The sequence below is a fragment of the Novosphingobium sp. BL-52-GroH genome, assembly GCF_044813085.1.
Lineage (GTDB): Bacteria > Pseudomonadota > Alphaproteobacteria > Sphingomonadales > Sphingomonadaceae > Novosphingobium.
Map to the genome: position 1 here is coordinate 233,477 of NZ_CP171150.1, position 19,159 is coordinate 252,635.

At 63.6% G+C, this 19,159-nt stretch carries 16 protein-coding genes; 13 read left to right on the top strand and 3 right to left on the bottom strand.

From position 1 onward, the window contains the following. The first annotated feature begins 79 nt into the window (after window positions 1-79). From ACFFDA_RS08795 to ACFFDA_RS08850, 12 genes are all read left to right on the top strand, one after another. The gene (locus ACFFDA_RS08795) at window positions 80-805 is read left to right on the top strand and encodes a hypothetical protein (protein ID WP_404478740.1); all 726 of its coding nucleotides are present in this window, start codon (window positions 80-82) and stop codon (window positions 803-805) included. 1 nt (window position 806) lies between these two features. Beyond that, complete coding sequence (locus ACFFDA_RS08800; RefSeq protein ID WP_404478741.1) at window positions 807-1,487, top strand: RNA polymerase sigma factor; 681 nt, start codon at window positions 807-809, stop codon at window positions 1,485-1,487. Continuing rightward, window positions 1,471-2,418: a FecR family protein gene (locus ACFFDA_RS08805; protein WP_404478742.1), complete on the top strand. Its 948-nt coding sequence runs from the start codon at window positions 1,471-1,473 to the stop codon at window positions 2,416-2,418. The genes ACFFDA_RS08800 and ACFFDA_RS08805 overlap by 17 nt, the downstream gene beginning before the upstream one ends. 34 nt (window positions 2,419-2,452) lie before the next feature. Continuing rightward, a complete protein-coding gene (locus ACFFDA_RS08810) occupies window positions 2,453-4,789 on the top strand; it encodes a TonB-dependent receptor domain-containing protein (RefSeq protein ID WP_404478743.1) in 2,337 nt (778 codons plus the stop codon). Continuing rightward, window positions 4,776-5,522, top strand: coding sequence for a DUF2334 domain-containing protein (locus ACFFDA_RS08815; RefSeq protein WP_404478744.1), 747 nt, complete (start codon window positions 4,776-4,778; stop codon window positions 5,520-5,522). Before ACFFDA_RS08810 ends, ACFFDA_RS08815 begins: the two co-directional genes overlap by 14 nt. 60 nt (window positions 5,523-5,582) lie before the next feature. Further along, window positions 5,583-6,746 carry a glycosyltransferase gene (locus ACFFDA_RS08820; protein ID WP_404478745.1) on the top strand — a complete coding sequence of 388 codons (1,164 nt, stop codon included), beginning with the start codon at window positions 5,583-5,585 and terminating at the stop codon, window positions 6,744-6,746. Window positions 6,747-6,791: 45 nt separating this feature from the next. After that, window positions 6,792-7,742: a hypothetical protein gene (locus tag ACFFDA_RS08825; RefSeq protein ID WP_404478746.1), complete on the top strand. Its 951-nt coding sequence runs from the start codon at window positions 6,792-6,794 to the stop codon at window positions 7,740-7,742. Beyond that, window positions 7,742-8,257, top strand: coding sequence for a DUF2141 domain-containing protein (locus ACFFDA_RS08830; protein ID WP_404478769.1), 516 nt, complete (start codon window positions 7,742-7,744; stop codon window positions 8,255-8,257). The genes ACFFDA_RS08825 and ACFFDA_RS08830 overlap by 1 nt, the downstream gene beginning before the upstream one ends. Before the next feature lie 13 nt (window positions 8,258-8,270). Further along, window positions 8,271-9,425, top strand: coding sequence for a glycosyltransferase (locus ACFFDA_RS08835; protein ID WP_404478747.1), 1,155 nt, complete (start codon window positions 8,271-8,273; stop codon window positions 9,423-9,425). Between the two features lie 61 nt (window positions 9,426-9,486). After that, a complete protein-coding gene (locus ACFFDA_RS08840) occupies window positions 9,487-10,680 on the top strand; it encodes a hypothetical protein (protein WP_404478748.1) in 1,194 nt (397 codons plus the stop codon). A gap of 11 nt (window positions 10,681-10,691) precedes the next feature. Beyond that, window positions 10,692-12,071, top strand: coding sequence for a lipopolysaccharide biosynthesis protein (locus ACFFDA_RS08845; RefSeq protein WP_404478749.1), 1,380 nt, complete (start codon window positions 10,692-10,694; stop codon window positions 12,069-12,071). Then, window positions 12,068-13,165: a glycosyltransferase family 4 protein gene (locus ACFFDA_RS08850; protein ID WP_404478750.1), complete on the top strand. Its 1,098-nt coding sequence runs from the start codon at window positions 12,068-12,070 to the stop codon at window positions 13,163-13,165. Before ACFFDA_RS08845 ends, ACFFDA_RS08850 begins: the two co-directional genes overlap by 4 nt. A 285-nt stretch (window positions 13,166-13,450) precedes the next feature. Here the strand turns inward: ACFFDA_RS08850 and prfH are convergent, their stop codons facing one another. The 3 genes from prfH to ACFFDA_RS08865 are packed head-to-tail and all read right to left on the bottom strand — an operon-like array spanning window position 13,451 to window position 15,653. Further along, on the bottom strand, window positions 13,451-14,071 hold the full coding sequence (gene prfH, locus ACFFDA_RS08855; RefSeq protein WP_404478751.1) for a peptide chain release factor H: 621 nt from the start codon (window positions 14,069-14,071) through the stop codon (window positions 13,451-13,453). Continuing rightward, complete coding sequence (locus ACFFDA_RS08860) at window positions 14,068-15,168, bottom strand: RNA ligase RtcB family protein (protein WP_404478753.1); 1,101 nt, start codon at window positions 15,166-15,168, stop codon at window positions 14,068-14,070. The genes prfH and ACFFDA_RS08860 overlap by 4 nt, the downstream gene beginning before the upstream one ends. Next, on the bottom strand, window positions 15,165-15,653 hold the full coding sequence (locus tag ACFFDA_RS08865; protein WP_404478754.1) for a hypothetical protein: 489 nt from the start codon (window positions 15,651-15,653) through the stop codon (window positions 15,165-15,167). Before ACFFDA_RS08865 ends, ACFFDA_RS08860 begins: the two co-directional genes overlap by 4 nt. 575 nt (window positions 15,654-16,228) lie before the next feature. Here ACFFDA_RS08865 and ACFFDA_RS08870 point away from each other — a divergent pair. Then, window positions 16,229-18,748 (top strand): hypothetical protein, encoded by a 2,520-nt coding sequence (locus ACFFDA_RS08870; protein ID WP_404478755.1) that lies wholly within the window; start codon window positions 16,229-16,231, stop codon window positions 18,746-18,748. Window positions 18,749-19,159 lie beyond the last annotated feature (411 nt).

The following is a 19,159-nucleotide window of genomic DNA, read 5'->3' on the forward strand; positions in this document are numbered from 1 at the left end:
CAGGTGCGGTTCCGCGCGGGGCGTGGAGTCCCAGTGATGGCCCCCGAATTGGGGGTGGCAGTAGAGGGAAGCGGCGGGGATGCGCGGAACCGGAACCTTGAGCCTCGTGTGGGCGCTGACGGTCGCGGCCCCGGCCGGGGCCGACGTGCGCTCCGAAAGGGCACCTTCCTACAGGGAACAAGGTGCGCGTGCGGTCATGGCCCTGCCCGAGCAGTTCGAATGGAGTGGCGGCGACCGTGCCGCCATAGATCGCTCGAAGGTCGTGAAACTGGCGGTCGATCGTGGCGATATTGGATGGAGCGTCGATCTGCTCTCACTACGATCTTCGTGGTCGGAAGATCGTCCGTGCTGCGGGTCACGCGCCCATTTTGCCGACAGCCAGGCGGGGGTACAGATGTGGCGCGCTATCGGGGAGCGTGATGTCCTGCGTCTCGGCGCCCGGATCGGCAAGGTCGGCAGGCGCGACCTTTCGCCGGTCGTCTTTCCTGCCAAGTCGAAGGCTGGCTATGCGGACGTGCAACTGGCGTGGGAGCGGGCGAACCGCTGGACGGTCTCGACAGGATGGTTCCGGCAGGACGGGTGGGGCAGTCGGCGCATGGACCTGGACGTAGTGCGCATGGGCAACGGCGAACTGGCGGCGGCCAGCGGTATGCGCGCCGCCGCGAGGCTGGGTCTCGGTGGTGGGCGGGACGATGCACATACCTGGCTCACCCTGGAAGCGCGCAAGGGCAGTCGTGCTTTGGGCCTGGGTGCAGGGATGCGCCACGCCAGCGACGTCGGCCTGGCGCTGACGGCAATGTTTTGAGGTGGCCATCGTGACGCCAGGAGCGCAAAGCCGCAATGACCTGCACAGCCGGGTAAGGGAGAGCATCTTTGTTCAGGGAGAACGGGCGATGACGTCGGATGGGCAGGAAGTGCCCGTTGAAGGCGGCCTGCGTCAACTGTGTCTCGCGCTGCGGCCCGAGCTGCGTCGGTTCCTGCTCTCGCGCCGTGTTGGCGAAGCGGATGCCGATGACCTGTTGCAGGACCTTTTCGTAAGGGTCGAGACAGTGGTGACCGGACCGGTACGCGCACCCAGGGCCTATCTCTACCAGATGCTCAACAACATGGCGCATACCCGCCGCCGGACCGAAGCGCGCCAGCAGGCACGCGATGCCGAATGGCTCGATGCGCCGACAGGGGCTGCAGGAGCGGAAATGGATCTGGCTGACCTGACTCCCGATCCCGAGATCACCTTGCTCGCGCGCGACCATCTGGCGCGGGTGGAGGCCAGTCTTGCGTCGCTACCGGAGCGGACCGCCCATGTCTTTCGGCAGTACCGGATCGAAGGCGTGTCGCAAAAGACCATCGCACGCGATCTGGGCATCAGCCTTAGCGCGGTCGAAAAACATCTCCAGCGCGCCTATAATGCGGTGCTCGAAATTCGCAGCCGGCTCGACGCGGGCGCCACGAGGGATGCAGGAGGCTCCGATGCAATCGCGCGCTGAAGACACCATGCGCGAGGAAGCGATCGCCTGGCACCTGCGGCTCGGCGACGGTTCCGATGGGGACTGGGACGGGTTCGCCCGCTGGCTCGAAGCCGATCCGCGCCACAACGACATCTACGAGGCGGTCTGCGATGCCGACCTGGCGCTGGAACCTGCCGTCGAACTTGCCCGCTGCGCTCCCGCGGACCTTGAAGCTGAGGCTTTCGTGCCGGAGCAGGAACCTCGCCCCACGCGCCGCTGGATGTGGCCAGCGATGGCCGCATCGGTTGCCTTCGCGGCTCTCGGCACCTGGGCGCTCACGGGGGGGCTTGCAAGCGAGTACACCGTCAGCACCGCGCCGGGAGAAACCCGTACCTTCGCGCTGGGCGACGGCACCCGGATCGTCCTCAACGGCGCGACCGAGATCGTCCTCGACAAATCCGATCCACGCGTGGCCGAACTCAAGGCGGGCGAGGCGCAGTTCACCGTTCATCATGATGCCGCGCGCCCTTTCAGGCTGACCGTGGGCGACCAGAGCATCGTTGACGTCGGCACCGTGTTCAACGTGCGTAGCGGCAAGGATGCGCTGCGGGTGGAGGTGGCAGAGGGCGCGGTGCGCTTCGAGGCCGGCGTGACCCGTCTGCTTCTGGGCGCCGGTGACACGCTCGACGCCAGCAGCGGCAGGATCGTCGAAGGTAACAGGCCGATCGCGGATATCGGCGGATGGACGCGTGGACGGCTTGTCTATCATGATGTCCCTCTGTTGGAAGTGGCTGCAGACATAACCCGCGCCCGCGGCGTAGGAATAGAACTTGGCCCGGATGTTTCGGGTCGGCGCTTTTCCGGCGTCATTCAGCTTGATGGCAGCGACCCGGCGCTGCAGAAGCGGATCGCATCCCTCCTTGGCGTGAAGGTGACGGCAACTGCCGATGGTTGGTCGATTACGCGATAATGGGCGGCAAGGAGCATGGGCCGTCGCAGCGTTCGTGCTCGCTGCCGCCGCAGTGCCAGCGCAGGCTCGGCCGACGCAGTCCTTCGCTGTTCCGGCAGGGCGGCTATCGGATGCGCTGATCGCCCTTTCGGAGCAGGCAGGAATCTCGATAACCATCGATGACCCACGCCTCAATGCCCTGCGTACAGATGGCATTAGCGGACGCTACGAACTGTCCGAGGCGTTAGCTCGCCTGCTGCGGGGTAGTGGCTACGGCTTCGTTTTCGTCGATCCACGGACGGTGCGGCTGGTGCACCAGACGCGGGGGCCTGCCCGCCAGCCTCTGCCGTCGCCGCGGCCCCGTCCGGCGCCTCCGCCGGACGGGGCCGGCCCCGACATCGTCGTCTCCGCGACCAAGCAGCGCCTGGGGCTGCTGGATTACCCCGCCAGCATCTCGGTAGTCGAGCCCGATCGCACCCAGCTTGCCCGGGCGGGTGGCCAGGGCACCGCCTTCATCCTGGGCAAGCTTCCGCAGCTTTCCTCGACCAACCTGGGGCCGGGTCGGAACAAGGTTTTCATTCGCGGCATCGCCGACAGCAGCTTCAATGGTGCCAGCCAATCCACGATCAGCCAGTACCTGGGAGATACGCGCCTGATCTACAGTGCGCCCGATCCTGATCTCGCGTTGTACGACATTGCGCGCGTCGAAGTTCTGGAGGGCCCGCAAGGCACGCTATACGGCGCCGGAACACTCGGCGGGATCATTCGGATCGTGCCCCACGCGCCGGAGCTGAATTCCTGGGGCATCGACCTGTCGGCGGGCCTGCGCGCTACGCAGGACGGTGCACCGGGTGGCGACGGGGCCGTTACGGTCAACGTTCCGCTCGTCGAGGGTAGGCTGGCGCTCCGGATCGTGGGCTATGAGACGATCGACGGAGGCTACATCGACGATACCGAGCGCGGCCTGCGGGACATCAACCGCAACAGGACCTCCGGCTTGCGCGCGAGCTTGCGCTGGCAGCCGGATAGGGCCTGGACGCTGGACGTGTCAGTGGTCGGCCAGGACATCGCCTCGCGCGATGGCCAGTATACCCTGCGCGGCGAGCCGGATCTCGTTCGCCGCTCCGCCATCGCCCAGCCTTTTGACAACGACTATCGCCTCGTCGATCTCACCGTGCGGCGCGATTGGGGCCCGGTCCAACTGGTGTCCGCGACGGGCTATACCCACCATGTGATCCGCTCGACGTTCGACGCGACCCTGACGACCATGGGCCCCATCGCAACCCCCGTCGCCTTTACCGAGGACATCACCGTTCGGCTGTTTTCCCACGAGACGCGGCTGTCCGGTCCACTGGGAGGATCGGGCAGCTGGCTCGCCGGTATCGGGCTCGTGAACAATGACGACCGGGTCGAGCGCCAAATGGGCACGCCCGCTGCCCCGGCGCTGATTGCCGGCCTGTCGAACTCGACGCTCGATCTTGCTGCGTTCGGTGAGGCCGGCGTGCCACTCACAGGGAACCTGATTCTGACGGCGGGCGGGCGTTTCAGCTACGTGCGTCAATCGAGTGAATTGACCGGGCATACGGAGGCCGAAGCATCGGAGCCTGTGCGCACTCAAAGGCGCTTTCTTCCCGCCACAGGCCTCTCATGGCGGCCCGCGCGCGGACTACTCGTCTATGGCCGGTTCCAGCAGGGTTACCGTCCTGGCGGACTGCAGGTCACCGGATCCGCCGCAGCACCTCGCGCGGAACGGTTCGGGGCAGACCGTATCGGTACGATGGAGGCGGGCCTGCGCTTCGGGATGGACCAGGGTGCCCGCCTGTCCGGCAGCTTCGTCGCTTCGCTCGCCCGGTGGAATGACGTACAGGCTGACCTCGTGGGTCTCGATGGGCTGCCCTACATCGCCAACATCGGCTCAGGCCGGGTTCGCAACCTCGCGTTCTCGCTTGCATGGCACCCACGCGATTTCCTTTCGTTCGAGGCAGCCGGCTTCCTTAATTCCAGCGACTTGTCGAAACCGGCACCGGCCTTTGCCGACGCGAGCGATCGGGACCTGCCCAACATCGCCGACGAGGGCGGCCGCTTTGCAGCAAAGTACGACCGACAACTGTCATGGGCGCAAGTCACATTCGATGCCGCCGTGCGCTATGTTGGCTACTCGAAGTTGGCGATCCGAGCGCCCTTCGCTCTGGGTCAGGGACGCTATTATGATCTTTCAACCGGCGCGCGCCTGGGGTTCGGGAAGTGGGGTGTGGCGATGGATATCGACAACCTGTTGAACACGCGCGCCAACACCTTCTCGCTCGGCAATCCATTCTCGGTTGCAGAGGGGCAGCAGCAGACGCCCATGCGGCCGCGTTCGATCAGGATCGGTCTCGATGCCAGCTTCTGACAGGCGCCTGCTCGCCTCTATCCATGACGTCGCACCCTGCTTCGAAAGCCAGATCGACCGGCTGGCGGACCTGATCGAGACGCGGCTTGGCCCTGCGCGCTACGCCATGCTCGTCGTGCCCGATCACTGGGGTCGCGCCCCGCTATCCCAGGCCCCCGCGTTCCAGGCGCGGCTACGGGCCTGGGCCGAGCGAGGCGTCGAGATGTTCGTCCACGGCTGGTTCCACCGCGACACGGCCGAGCATGAGGGCGCCGCCGGCTTCAAGGCCAGGCACATGACGGCCGGCGAGGGGGAATTCCTCGGCCTGTCCCACGCCGAAGCCCTGCAGCGCATGCGTGACGGCAAGGCGCTGGTCGAGGACGTGATCGGCATGCCGGCGGCCGGCTTCATCGCGCCCGCTTGGCTCTACGGCCCGGGCGCCATGCACGCGCTGGGCGAGTGCGGCTTCGCGCTGGCCGAAGATCACTTTCGCATCTGGCAACCGGGCCACGAGGACACACCGCTAGCCAAAGGCCCGGTGGTGACCTGGGCTTCGCGAAGCACGATGCGCACGGCCTCCTCGCTCGCCTTCGCGGCGCTGGCGCGGCCGGCGCTTCAGCCGCTGAAGACGTTGCGGCTGGCGGTCCATCCCGGCGACGTGACCAAACCGTCGATCCTGGCCAGCGTCGACGCCACCCTGCGCGCCTTCTCGCGTCGCCACGTTCCAGGCCGTTATTCCGACCTGCTGAAATAAATCGCATTTCCCCGGCGCATCGGCAGTGTGGGTATGGCCGTTACGCGGAGTCTTGTGGGCATGACATTGCCCCTCCGGATCGCAATACCCATCCACAGCTTCGAGCCCGGCGGTGTCGAGCGCGTGGCACTTGGCCTGGCTGAGCACTGGCAGCAGACCGGCCACGAGGTCACGATCGTTCTGGGGCGGGACGAAGGACTTGACCGCGGGCGGGCTTCGACCGGCCTGGCCTACCGCATCCGCCCGTGCCGCGTGCCCACCGCACGGTTCGAAACGCTGTGGATGATCTGGTCCTTCTTCCTGTTCCTTACGCGCGAGCGCGTCGATGTGATCTTCTGCCCCGGAAATACGTATGCCGTGGTCTGCGTTGCCTTGCGGCTGCTGCTGGGCGACAGCTGTCCGCCGGTCGTCAGCAAGATCAGCAACGACCTCGTGCGCGCGGACAAGTCGGCGCTGCGCCGGAGGATCTATCATATTTGGCTGCGCGCGCAGGGCATGGTCTTCGACCGCTTCGTGGCGCTTGCCGAGCCGATGCACGGCGAAATCGTGGATGCCATGGGCGTGGGCTCGCACCGCGTCATGACCATCCACGATCCGGCGATGACCAGAGCGCGGTTCGACCGTCTCGCCGCAATACCCCGGCAGCGGGCGGACCGTCATCGTTATCGCTTCCTCGCCCTTGCGCGCCTCGTGCCCCAGAAGAACCTCGAACTCATGCTGCGCGCCTTCGCCGCGGGTTTCCGACCCGGTGACGAACTGACGGTCGCCGGAGACGGGCGGGAACGGGCGCAGCTGGAATCGCTCGCACAGCGCCTCGCCATCGAGGGCCAGGTCCGGTTCGTGGGCCATGTCACCGATCCCGACCCATACCTGCGCGATGCCGACTGCCTGTTGCTTTCGTCCAACTACGAGGGCGTACCCGCCGTCGTGCTGGAGGCCATCGCGGCGGGCCTGCAGATCATCGCGACCGACTGTTCCTCCAGCATGCAGGCGCTCGCCGGGTGCGGCGCACGGGCCACGCTCGTCCCGGTGCGCGACGTCGACTCGCTGGCCCACGAGATATCGCGGGTCGATCAGCTCCCCAAGCCGGGCCCTGCGCAGCGCCACTATGCGGCGCGCTTCACCGTCGAGGCCGCCGCCGGCGCCTATGTGGCGGTGATGCGCCGGGCGGTCGCCTCGGCCCGGCAGGTGCGCATCCTGATGGCATCTTCGACGGCTCGGTAGCGGCAAGCCACCCCTGACGTCCTGTTCAATCTCAAGGAAAACCTTGTGCTACAGACCGCCTCCCTCCTGACCGCGGCGCCCGTCGGCGACCCGGCCCCGGACCGACCCACCGTCACGTTGCGTGCGCAGGACACGTTTTCGTGGAGGCGCGGGACGGCACTGCTGCCGGTGGTCTTCTCGATCCTGATCGCGCTGGGCGTGGTCCTCGAACTACGCGGCATGGATATGGCGAAGATCCTCGCCATGGTGCCACGCGGCGCCGGGTTCTGGATGGTCTTCGCCGGGAGCTACCTCGCGGGTCCCGCCAGCGAATGGCTCATCTACCGCCGCCTCTGGCAGCTTCCGGTCGAGGGGTTCACCGCGCTGCTGCGCAAGCTGGTCTGCAACGAACTGCTGCTCGGCTATCTGGGCGAGGCCTATTTCTACACCTGGGCGCGTCAGCGCAGCATGATGACGGCGGCGCCCTTCGGGGCCATCAAGGATGTGTCGATCCTCTCGGCCATGGCCGGAAACGGGGTGACCCTGGTCCTGCTGGTCGGGCTGTGGCCCTTTCTCGGCTCCACCGCCATCGGCTTCGAGAACCGCGCCGTCATGTTCTCGCTGTCGGTGGTTCTGGCCACATCGATCGCGGCTATGGCGCTGCGGCGCCGCATCTTCTCGCTGGGTCGCGAGGTACTGGGCTTCATCACCGCGATGCACCTGTTGCGTATCGTCGTCACAACGATCCTCTCGGCGGTGCTGTGGCACATGGTACTGCCGGCGGTCCCGGTGATGTGGTGGCTGCTGCTGGCGACGCTGCGCTTGCTGATCTCGCGCCTGCCGTTCATCCCCAACAAGGACGTCGTCTTCGCAGGCGTCGCCGTCTTCACGCTCGGCCACGAGACGGACATCGCTGCGCTGATGACGATGATGGCCTCCGCCATCCTGCTGGTCCACCTGCTGCTCGGTCTGGGGCTGGTGGCATCGGACCTGGTCCGCCGCGTGGTCCCCGCGTGATGATGCGGCTCGGCTTGCCGGCGGCCGCCCTGATGCTGTCGGCGGCGACGATGCCCTCCTCGCCGGATCTCGGGAAGAAGGAGGGGCAGTGCGGCCGGAATGAGCGGGGCCCTTCGCTGCTGGTCTCGGTTGCGGGGCTCAAGGACCGCGAGGGCAACCTGAAGCTCGAGGTCTATCCCGCGAACGACGAGGACTTCCTTGCGGACGACAATGTCCTGTTGGGCGCGGGCAAGGTCTTTCGCAGGATCGAGGTGCCGGTGCCGCCTTCGGGACCCGTGGAGCTGTGCATTCGTGTCCCGAAACCTGGGATTTACGCGGCGTCGCTGCTCCACGACCGGGACGGCAACCGCCAGTTCGGCTGGCGGGTCGACGGCATCGGCTTCTCGTCCAACCCGAAGCTGGGCTGGAGCAAGCCCAAGGCCGCCAAGGTCGCTTTCACGGCGGGACCGGGGCCGACAAGGCTCCGGATCATGTTGAATTATCGCAGCGGCCTCGGCGTCGCGCCACTCAAGTAAAGGACCGATATCCTTGAAGATCGTCGACGTCTGCGCCTTCTACAGCCCGCAGGGCGGCGGGGTGCGCACCTACATCGAGCAGAAGCTCCGAATCGGCCCCGAACTGGGCCACGAGATCGTCGTGATCGTCCCAGGAGAAACGCGTTCGACCGTCGACCGTGGCGCCGGAGCCCGCATAATAAGCCTCCCATCCCCCCGCTTCCCCCTCGATCGCAAGTACGGCTACTTCGCCGACGAAACCGTGCTGCACGCGGCTTTGGACGCCGAAATGCCTGATGTGGTGGAGGTTTCCTCGCCCTGGCGCAGCCCATCGATGGTCGCCCGCTGGCATGGCAGAGCCCGCCGCAGCCTGGTGATGCACGCTGATCCGCTCTCCGCTTATGCCTACCGCTGGTTCGAACCGATGCTCTCCCGCCCCTCCATCGACCGCAGTTTCGAGCGCTATTGGGAGCATCTGCGCCATCTCGGCCAGGCTTTCGACATGACGGTCTGCGCAAACCACGATCTCGCCGGCCGGCTCCGCGATGGCGGCGTGGCGAGGGTTCGGGTCCATCCGCTGGGCGTGGAAACCGGCGTTTTCTCGCCCCAACGCCGCGACCCGGAACTGCGTGCCCGGCTGCTAGCTTCCTGCGGCCTCGACGAAAATGCGCGCCTGCTGGTGGCCGCGGGACGCCTCGCTCCGGAAAAGCGCTGGCCAATGGTGGTCGATGCCGTCGCCGCCGCCAGCCTCCACACGCCGGTCGGCCTGGTGCTGTTCGGCGAAGGCCGCGAAAGGCGGTCCATCCGCAGCGCGATCGGCGGCAATCCGCACGTCCGCCTGTTTAAGCCGGAGCGCGACCGTGTCGCCTTTGCCGCGATCCTGGCCAGCGCCGATGCAGTGGTCCACGGCTGCGAGGCGGAAACCTTCTGCATGGTTGGCGCCGAAGCGCGCGCGAGCGGTACTGCCGTGATCGTTCCAGACAGCGGCGGTGCGGCCGACCACGCTGGGGGCGGCGCCGGGTTCACCTACAAGGCTGGCAACCTTTTCTCCCTGACCAGCGCGATCAAGACGTTCTGCGAGCAACCTCGCTACGCGCAAGGCGCCAGCGGCGTCGTCAGCAATGTCCAGCATTTCGCAGGGCTTTTCGCGGACTACGGCCAAGTCGTTCGTAACCCCCAGGCGGCCTGAAAGTGTAAACTTTTCTGCTCGAGGAGGTGCGGGTATCCGAGCGCCGTGGAGTCGAGGCGTCATGCGCATCGGATTTCTGTTCAACCACGACCAGATTCATCAAGTCGCCCATAGTCTCCCGATCGCCCTGGCCCTCGTGGAAATCGGCTTTGGCGGGGAGATCGTGGTCGCCACGACCAACGCGGCGCTGGCGGCCGAGGTGCGCCGTATCGGCGGCGCTCATATCGGCACGGCCATCGAGCATGTGGAACTGCAGCCCTCGCCGCTGTCCCGGCGCATGGATGCGGTGCTCGGCAAAGTGGTTCCGGCGGGCAAGCTGCTTATTTATCGTGACAATCTTGCCTTTTTCCGCAGCCTCGACGTGCTCGTCGTGGCGGAGAAGACGTCGCTGATCCTCAAGAAGCGCTATGGGCTGACGAACCTGGGCATCATTCATACCCGCCACGGTGCCGGCGACCGGGCGATCGGCTTCAATAAGGCCAGCGCCTGCTTCGACCATGTGCTGTGTTCTGGGCCAAAGATCCGCGACCGGCTCATCGCCGAGGCGGGCTTGGACCGAGATGCTATTTCCATCGTCGGCTATCCCAAGTTCGACCTGATACGCGAAAGCAGCAGGGTGCGCTTCTTGCCAACGGCCGGGCAAGTTGTGCTCTACAATCCGCATCCCTCGCCGTATCTGTCCTCGTGGTATCGGCACGGCCACGCCGTGTTCGAACAGTTCCTCGGGCGCAGTGACCACGGCTTGCTGTTCGCGCCGCACGTCATGCTGTTCCAGCGCCAGTTCGTCGTCACGATTGACCGGCTGACGGTAGACAAAGCGGGAGAGATACCGTCGCGTTTCCTTCGCGGAGATAACATCAAGGTGGACCTCGGCAGTCGCGCTTCGACCGACATGAGCTATACGCTTTCCGCTGACATCTACCTCGGCGATGCCAGCAGCCAGGTCTACGAATTCCTCCTTAAGCCGCGCCCTTGTATCTTCCTCAACAGCCACGGGCATGTTTGGCAGGGCGATCCCAATTTTCAGCACTGGAGGGCCGGGGAGGTAATCACCTGCCCGGACCAGTTACCACTTGCGCTGGAGCGTGCGGACGAACTCCATGCGACCCGCTACCGGGCAGTCCAGGAAGACCTGTTTGCGCAGAGTTTCGACCTCGAGGACACGCCCTCGTCCATCCGTGCAGCCTACGCCGTCGCGTCCTTTGCCGAACGGCAATGCCGCACGAACCGCCATCTAACACTCGTCCCCGCCTGAGCAGACTGGTCATGCCGGGTAGCAAGCAGTTAGAAGTGCAGGATGATCGGGCGGCCGCACTTCGTGCAAAATCCTCGGGCAGCTCGCTCGTGACGAATGTAACGACCGGCAGGGTCGGCCGCATCTTTGCGAGCCTGGGGCTCGTGCTGGGAGGCAAGGCGGGTGCGGGAATTCTGAGCCTTGGCTACCTGTTGCTGGCCACGCGGTATCTCGGCCCCAAGGACTACGGCGTCCTCGTCCTTGTTCACGCCTACGTAACGACGGTTTGCGGTATCATCGAGTTTCCGTCGTGGCAGGCGATCGTGCGCTACGGCGCCGAGGCCGACAGCAAGGGCGAGACCCACCGGCTGTCGCGGCTGCTGTGGTTCGGGGCCAAGGTCGAACTCACCGGCGGCGCGATAGCAGTCATCACCGCGATGGCGCTCGTTCCCGTCGTCGGCCCGCATCTTAGCTGGTCGCCCAAGGCCATGGCGTTCGCGCCGTACTATGCCTTTGCCGTGCTGGGCTCGGTGCGGTCAACGCCGGCAGGTCTCCTGCAACTCTGCGGCCGGTTCGATCTGTTGGGCCTGCATAACCTTGTCCAGCCTACGATGCGCCTGATCGGTACATTGGTCGTCATCGGCTGCGGATGGGGCGTGAAGTCGTTCATGTTCGCTTGGCTGCTGGCCGCACTCGCTGAATTCGCGGCAATGTGGGGGCTGGGCCTTTGGATGGCGGGGCGCCGCTTCGGACGATCAATTATTCGACCCGAGGCTGGCAGCGTCACCGCCGACAACGCCGGCATCTGGCGCTTCATGCTCGCCAGCAATGCCGATGTCACGCTCGGTGACCTGACGGGCCGTGTCGCGCCGCTGGTGATCGGCTGGGTGATGGGCCCGGCGATGGCCGGACTCTTCGCGGTGGCTCAGCGCGCCACGGTGATCCTCGCGCAGCCGGCGCAGATTCTGGGAAATACCTCTTACGCCGAGCTGGCTCACATCGTCGCGGTTGGGCACAGCGGCAAGGCGCTGCGCCAGACGCTCCTGAAGGTCGTTGGCGTCGCGCTTCTTGCCGCGGTGCCGGTGGTCTTGATCGTCACACTCTTCCCCGCGCAGATCATCCAGCTCATGGCCGGTTCGGCTTTTGACGCGGCGGCAGGCGTGATGATCGCGCTGGTCGCGGCCCGTGCAATTTCGCTGACCGGGCCGCCGTGCACCTCCGCGCTTACGGCACTTGGGCATCCCGCTCGTTCGATGTGCGCCAATTTGCTGTCGAGTTTCGCCTTCCTGCCGCTGCTGCCGTGGCTCTTGCGGCACTTCGGGCTGATGGGCGCGGGCATCCAGGCGATCGCGCAGGCAATGGTCGCCAGCGCCCTGCTTGCGATCTTCGTCTGGCGGACCAGCGGAGAATGAGCACCGTGCCAAGGGTTGCCTACGTCATCAATTCGCTTGAAGGGGGCGGGGCGGCGCTGCCTGTCCCCGCGATCCTCGATGTGCTCCGCGGCGCCGGCGCGCAAGTTCGCGTCCTTGCGCTGACGCGACGCGATGGACGGGCACAGCCTGCCATGGAAGCGGCCGATCTCGACGTCGTCGTCCGCAAGGGCGGGGAAACCGACCACTTCGCCGCAGCCCGCTGGCTTGACAGAGAGTTGCGCGGTTGGGGTCCGACACATCTGTGGACCTCTCTCACCCGGGCGACGATCCTGGGCCTCTTGATCGGCCCGAGATTGGGTGTTCCCGTAGTGTCGTGGCAGCACAATGCTTTCCTGAAACCATGGAACGAGCGGCTGCTTAGGCTGCTGCAGGGGCAAGCTGCGCTGTGGGTCGCGGATTCGCGTGTCGTGGCGGAGCTTACCGCAGAGAGGTTGGGCGTGGAGCTGGATCGTCTTGCGACATGGCCGATCTACGCCGCCGATCCCGGCATGGCGCAGGCGCGGCCATGGCAACCTGGCGAAGTCCTGCGCATCGGCAGTCTAGGCAGGCTCCATCCCGCCAAAGGCTACGACGTACTGATCGCGGCGCTGGCAAGGCTGCGCGCGGAGGGCTTTCGGGCTCCAGTTCCCTTCGAGTTCGCCATCGGAGGGGATGGAACACAACGCCAGCGTTTGACGGCATTGGCCTGCGAAGCAGGGGTCAGAGAACTGCGGCTCGAAGGCTATGTGCCGGACGCGCCAGCGTTTCTGGCGCAATTGCATCTTTATGTCCAGCCATCGAGACGTGAAGGCTTTTGTATTGCTGCTCACGAAGCGTTGACGGCCGGTTTGCCGGTCGTGGCTTCACGGGTGGGGGAGTTGGCCTTCACTGTTCAACCGCAGATCAATGGCTGGCTCGCTGAGCCGGACGACCCACTTGCATTGGCCTCGGCGCTCCGCGAGGCCCTGATTGACCCTCACCGATTGCAGGCATTGGGAGAAGAGGGGCGGGCGCAGATGCTCGACAAGTATTCGATGTCGCGCTTTTATACTGTTGGCGCTTCGGTATGGGCTCGCGTAGCTGCTTCGGATTAGAGCGATTGACCGCTAGCGGCTGAAGCGGCCGTTCGGGAAGCCTTTCGAGGATGGCGGGAATGTCCCAGTTCTCCCCCTTCGGATGTCGACCCTTTTAGGACTCTCAGCAGCCAATTTCCAATCCCCAGGTGCAGACGTTCTGCTATGCCGACAGTTCCTAGTTAATGGAAGCCCTCCATGCTGGACACTCATTGCGAGTCCTAGATACGAGTTCAGGCGGTACTCGACCCGCTTTAAAGGTGAGGTCGCTGAGCCGGGCGGGCATGCCGCCCGGCTCAGCGACCTTCATTCCTTCAGCACGAATCTATCCCCAGAATAGACCCTTACCGCATTCCCGCGTTCGAGGTCCTGATGGGCCTGCCATTGGGATCTTCTTGCGTCATCATTGACTTGCCCACGCCGTTCTTCCAGCATGATCGCCAACTTCAACCGCGCCAGCCTCCGGTTGGCATGTTGGGATCGTTGCTCTTGGGCCGTGGCCACAAGACCAGTTGGCCGATGCGTGGCCCGAACCGCACTGTCCGTCTTGTTGACATGCTGGCCACCTGGGCCGCTGGCACGCATCGCCTGATAATCGATGTCCTCATCCTTCAGATCGATGATCGCATCAGGCTCGGGTGCAAGCGCTACGCCGACGAACCAGTTCCGCCGCTTGTGGCGGGGGCGGAAGGGGCTGGTCCCGATCCACTGGTTGGGACCTATGCGCTTCGCCACAAAGGCCGATGCCGCCTCGCCCACGATGCGCAGGATTATAGAAGACGGCAAATCTTCCGAACCATCAAGTGCTTCGCATTCAAGGCCCATGCCCCTGGCCTCCTTCGCGAAAGCGCGCGCCAGTTGTGCCACTACCCATTGGCACTCCTTGGGGCCCTTGCCCGCCGTGATGTGCAGGATCACTTCGCTCATGCCGCCCTCGTCTTGTAGCTGAGGAGGGGACGAAGCTTGGCGATGACACGAATCAAGCCTGCTCCCTCCAAATCGGCGATGACCATGGCGATATCCTTGTAGGCATCGGGAGCCTCTTCGAAGATCAATCGGCGATCCTCGCAGATGACATGGCTGCCCAGCGCGGTGCGCTGCATGTCCGCGACGTTGAAACGGCGCGAGAGGCGGGCGTGGGCATCCTTGCGGCTCCACTTGCGGCCTGCGCCATGGGCCAGCGAATGGAGGGCCTTGTCGGCATCGTCCACTATGGGCTCCACCAGATAGCTGAAATCCCCTCTCGAGCCGGGGATAGTGACCAGACCCCGATCAGCAGGCGCAGCCCCCTTACGGTGCAGCCATCCGCCTTGATGCGGCGTCACGCTGTTATGGCAAATGTCCAGCACCGACCGGCCACCGATGCCGAGACTTTCGCAAAAGCGCCGGGCGATGATCTGACGATTCACAACCGCCCATCCCAACGCAACGTCGTGCTCGGCAAGGTAAGCTGCAGCCTCCGGGCTGTTCGCAGGTATTCCATGGCTGATTTCCGGCTGGCGATGGGCTTGCAGGACGGCTTGCCCAAGGCCTCGCGAGCCGCTGTGCACCATCATCCAGACCCGGTCGTGCCGCAAGCCGAGGGCGCCAAAGCGCGCCTCGTCCGCCACCGTCTCGATCCGCTGGAATTCGACGAAATGGTTGCCCCCGCCAATGGTGCCCAGTGCGGAGCTGGCCAGTTCGGGCAGCAATCCGGCCTCTTTCAGGGCCGCTTCGCCATCGCCCGACCAGGGAGCGTCCAACCCTTGTAGTTTGCGCTCCACGCTGCCGAGCCGGAATTTGCGCAATGGCGAAGTGGTCTCCCATAAGGCCATGCCGCAGCCGATGTCGCTGCCCACCAGATGGGGCCAGATGCGATTCCGTGACCAGAAGGCCGCCCCCACGGCAATACCATTGCCGGCGTGGAGATCAGGTAGGCCAACAACGCGGACCATACCCTCGTAATCTGCCGTTGCGAGGAGTTGGTCGAGCGACAGCGGATCGAACCGCGATGGATCGCTAGCGATCAGGGAGATCGAACTCATCGCGCGCCTCCCCGCTCATTGACCATTCCAGAGAGCAGCATCGCCTCAAGCACGGCCATGTCCTTGAGAATCCCGTCACGCGGATCGACGAACAGCTCACGACGTCGGAACCACTGGCCTCGGCGCCCTAGAACATGGCCTTCGAACATCCATTCGCCATAACGCCCGATCGAAATGCGGGTCAGCACGAAATCCTCGAGATGTTCGCGTACGTGCATCTTGACCGTGCTGCCGGTGTCAAGCTTGGCGCAGATTTCGCTGAAGACGGCGTCCCACCGGCGGCCGCGCTGGCGCCGCAGGTAGCGGACCAAGGGGGCGAGGTTCTCGTTCAATGACTTGGTGTAGGGCGCACCGATGCCGGCATGGCGCTTGAGACCGATATGGCGTGCGTCGGTCTGAGGGATCCTTTTCAATTTGGGAGAAGCGGCGTGGCCCGCACCCCAGCGGGGGCGTTCGACGATCACCTTGAACATGTCATCACGCATGACAAGCCTCCCCAAAAAGAGGAGTGGCAAAGACGGAAAGTCTGGAAAAATCAGCGGCGCGAAAGCCGCGAAAAGCAATCAGGCGAGAGGTGTCGCCCTTGAGGCAATTGCCCATGCAATCTGTTCCTGAACACAGGGAAATGAGAAGTTGTTTTTGTCGCGATCAAATGCTGCGCGCATGGTATTCTCCTTTCCTTGTTCAAAAACAGGCCGATATTGGCTGGCGCCCATTTATTGGAGATTGTCGATAGACGCAAGGCCCACATTCCATCGCAACCGTGGCCCGCTGCCGAAAGGGTCATTCACCGACCTGGCCGACCGCAAAAATGCCGAGTTCCATTCCTAAGAGGCAGACCGACCGGTATTCGGATTCGGGCCACCAACTCAGGTCGGTCACGGACGCACAGCGTTTGAGGCTACGGGGGAATACTGTCAAAACGTGTTGCTAATGCTCAGTACGCTCTAGGCAACATCGGATCTTTCTATCCGTGACCTCGACATCGGATTGCGTCGCGTTAGTCTGTACGAACTGAATCGTGGGATAAGATGGGCGGGGCAAATTGCAGAGATCAAATTTGAAATCGAGCCTCCGTCTGCTCGCTTTGATGTTTGCCGCCGGCTTGCCGTCATCTGGAACCGCGCAGGACGATGTGAGCGTGGATGTCGTCTCCGAGGAAGTGATGACGGGGGATGCCGGTCTCGACACACCCAAGAATCTTTTTGCAGTCGATAATAAGACGCTTCGTAAAGGCCTCCTGGCGTCGAAGAAGGATATTGCCAAAGGCATTCGAACAACGGCACCAGACGCATTTCGCAATTGGACGAGTGCTCTGCTCGCTTCGCTTGGCGAAAATGATCTTGATGCTGCCGGCCATGAAATGGCGCAGCGTTTCGGACTGCCCGATGGTCCCGTCCGCCAGTTGGTGCGTAGCTGGGCTTTGGTGTGGACACACAAGTATGAATTTTTTGGAGATGAACCCGCAGACGTTCGCAACCGCGCCCGCCTGATCACCGGGATCAATAAGGCGCTTGATCAGGCCAACTACGATCCCCTCTTGGTGCAATTCGCAGCTTTTACCCTCGACGAAGCCAATGTCTGTGACAACAGCCTTCTCACGCTGCCCGGCACCGGCGCGAACCGACCCGCAACCTTGCGTTCGATTGCCGCCATAACCGGTTGCAGCGGGCCGTTGCTGGAAACGATCCGAACTGATCCCCCACACCGGGTCGCCGATCTCGCCCTATTGGATAGCCTGCTTCAGAAGCAAAGCGCATTGACATTATGGCTTCTCCGGCCTGAGCTCAAACAGCATCTCGCACAGCCCGATCAGCGCGCGTTCACGCTGGCGCTTACGCGCGACGCAATTGCAGATGCGTTTGCGCGAGGCTCCGACGCACGTGGACTTGCGCTATATGATGCGCTCGATCCAGCGGGGCGCCGAGCGATGCAGGATGATACGCAAGCAGGCTTCTCCGCCACGATCGATGGCATTCCCGTAATCTTCGCCCCTGCCAGCGACGTCAGCTTGACCACAAGCCTTGCTGCCGCGCTGTACTTGGCGGATCGCAAGGATGAGGCTCGCGTGCTCATCGAGACCGATCCGCAGTTGCCGGTCAAACGCAGGCTGGTTGATTGTCTTTTTGCGGCCCGAACGGCGAAGGATGCAAGTAAGGCCGCGGAGGGGTGCGGAGAAAGCGAAAATGCCCCCGGACGCGATCCGGACATCGGCAATCTGATTTTGTCGTGGGCTATCGATGGACAGCGAAGCGATCCTTATCCGATGCTGGAAACCAGTTTCAGCACGAGCGGTTCCAATGCGAATGCACCGCTTGCCCGGCTCTATTGTAAGCTCTTCGACGTCAGCGTGGCCGGCAGCGTCTGTGCCAATGCCAAGCGTTCGGTCGCCTATGACCTGAAACCCTCGTCGTATGGAGACGATGAGGAAGTCGCGGCGCGAAATGCGCTAAAGGCGCTCAATCTGCCCGAATGGGATTCCATAGCGACACTAATCGAAGACGAACGCACCGCCAGCCTTGCAGCCTTCGACACAGGTGACACCAATGTCGCCTACATGGACCGGCCACCGATCGAGCCGATCTATCCGGCGTTCACTCAGCATAAACTGCCTTCACAACTGATCACTGCCCGTTCAGTCAAGCAAGTGGCCGAAGCAGGGGAAGGCAAATTGCCCAAGCACTGGGCCGCGTTGCCCCAAGGATTCGAGCCCGTGCGCTGGGAGAGTGAAGGAACTCGTGCCGTTGCCCTCAGCCAGTCCGGTGCCTTCGATCGCGGCGGTGAGGTTGGCGGCGGCGGGTACTGGGTGCACCTTAGCGACGATGGTGGCAAGACGTGGGGAGAGGCGCTCTACACCGGGCTTTCCGTCCGTTTCCCCTACGTGATAACGGCGGCATCTAAGCTGCCACTGCTGAAGGGCGATCACCTTCACATCGAAGTCACCTACGCATTGCTGGACACCTCCAGCATTTCCTATCCCCCCGTGGGGTTGCGCACCTTGCGAAAAGAGGCGAACCTATGGCTGGATATTCCTATCGAAATGCTGAGCAAAGACAGTAATGGCGACGGCATTTCCGATCTTGTTTCCGCTCATTTGGGCGTCGATGCAGCCGTAGATGAAGCTCCCTTCGTGGTCGGCTCGGATGTGGTCTCCTGCAAGGAGGAAGCTACTGATCCGGTAGCAACGGTACGTCGAAAAGTTCTCCTGATGCTCAGCGGCATTGATGAGGCCGCGATCCGCGAACCAATCGACCGCAGTCCCGATGCACCGTTGCTTTCCGGGATCACGCGCGTTTCCACTGGCGAGAAATGGCCGCTGTTCGTCAAGGGACGTCCCGCTGACTTGGCTTGCATGATCCCTTTGCCGATGCCCGTGCTGGTCTACGGTGAGAAAGGCGAAGAGGCCCTGCAACGGCGATCGCCCGACTTCCGTCTAATTGAGTTGCCCGCACTGGTCATGAACCGTGAGAAGTCGCGCGGTTACGCGATTTGGTCGACCGGTTGGACCGGCGGTACAATCTTGTTCTGGCTTGACGGCAAAGAGTGGCACTTTGAGACCATTTCAAGCTGGATCACATGACGGTGCGAGGCACGTGATCTGCAAGATTTCAGGGCATAAATGGCGATCTTGACCAAGCGCTCGGCGCTGATCGGTAATTTCATTGTCCACTGCGCTCCCGACCCTTGTTGGCCGTTCAGAGGCCGATTTTGGGTCCTCAGGAGCAGACAGTCCCCTAACGATCCGATAAGCATTGGAACCGCAGAATGGTGCATGCTGAATTGCTTTTCAAGCGGGCGACTGAGGTTGAAAAGCGCATGAAGAAGCGCCGGCGCTCCTTTACGCGGATGAGGAAGAGTAACCCGCCTGAGGATACTTAGGCGGGCCCCTTGCAATTGACGATGACGATATTTCACGCGTAGTGGACAATCGCTTAATACGCGAGGGGGGACGCTTTGAATATCAATATGTGCCTACGCTGCAACGAATGTG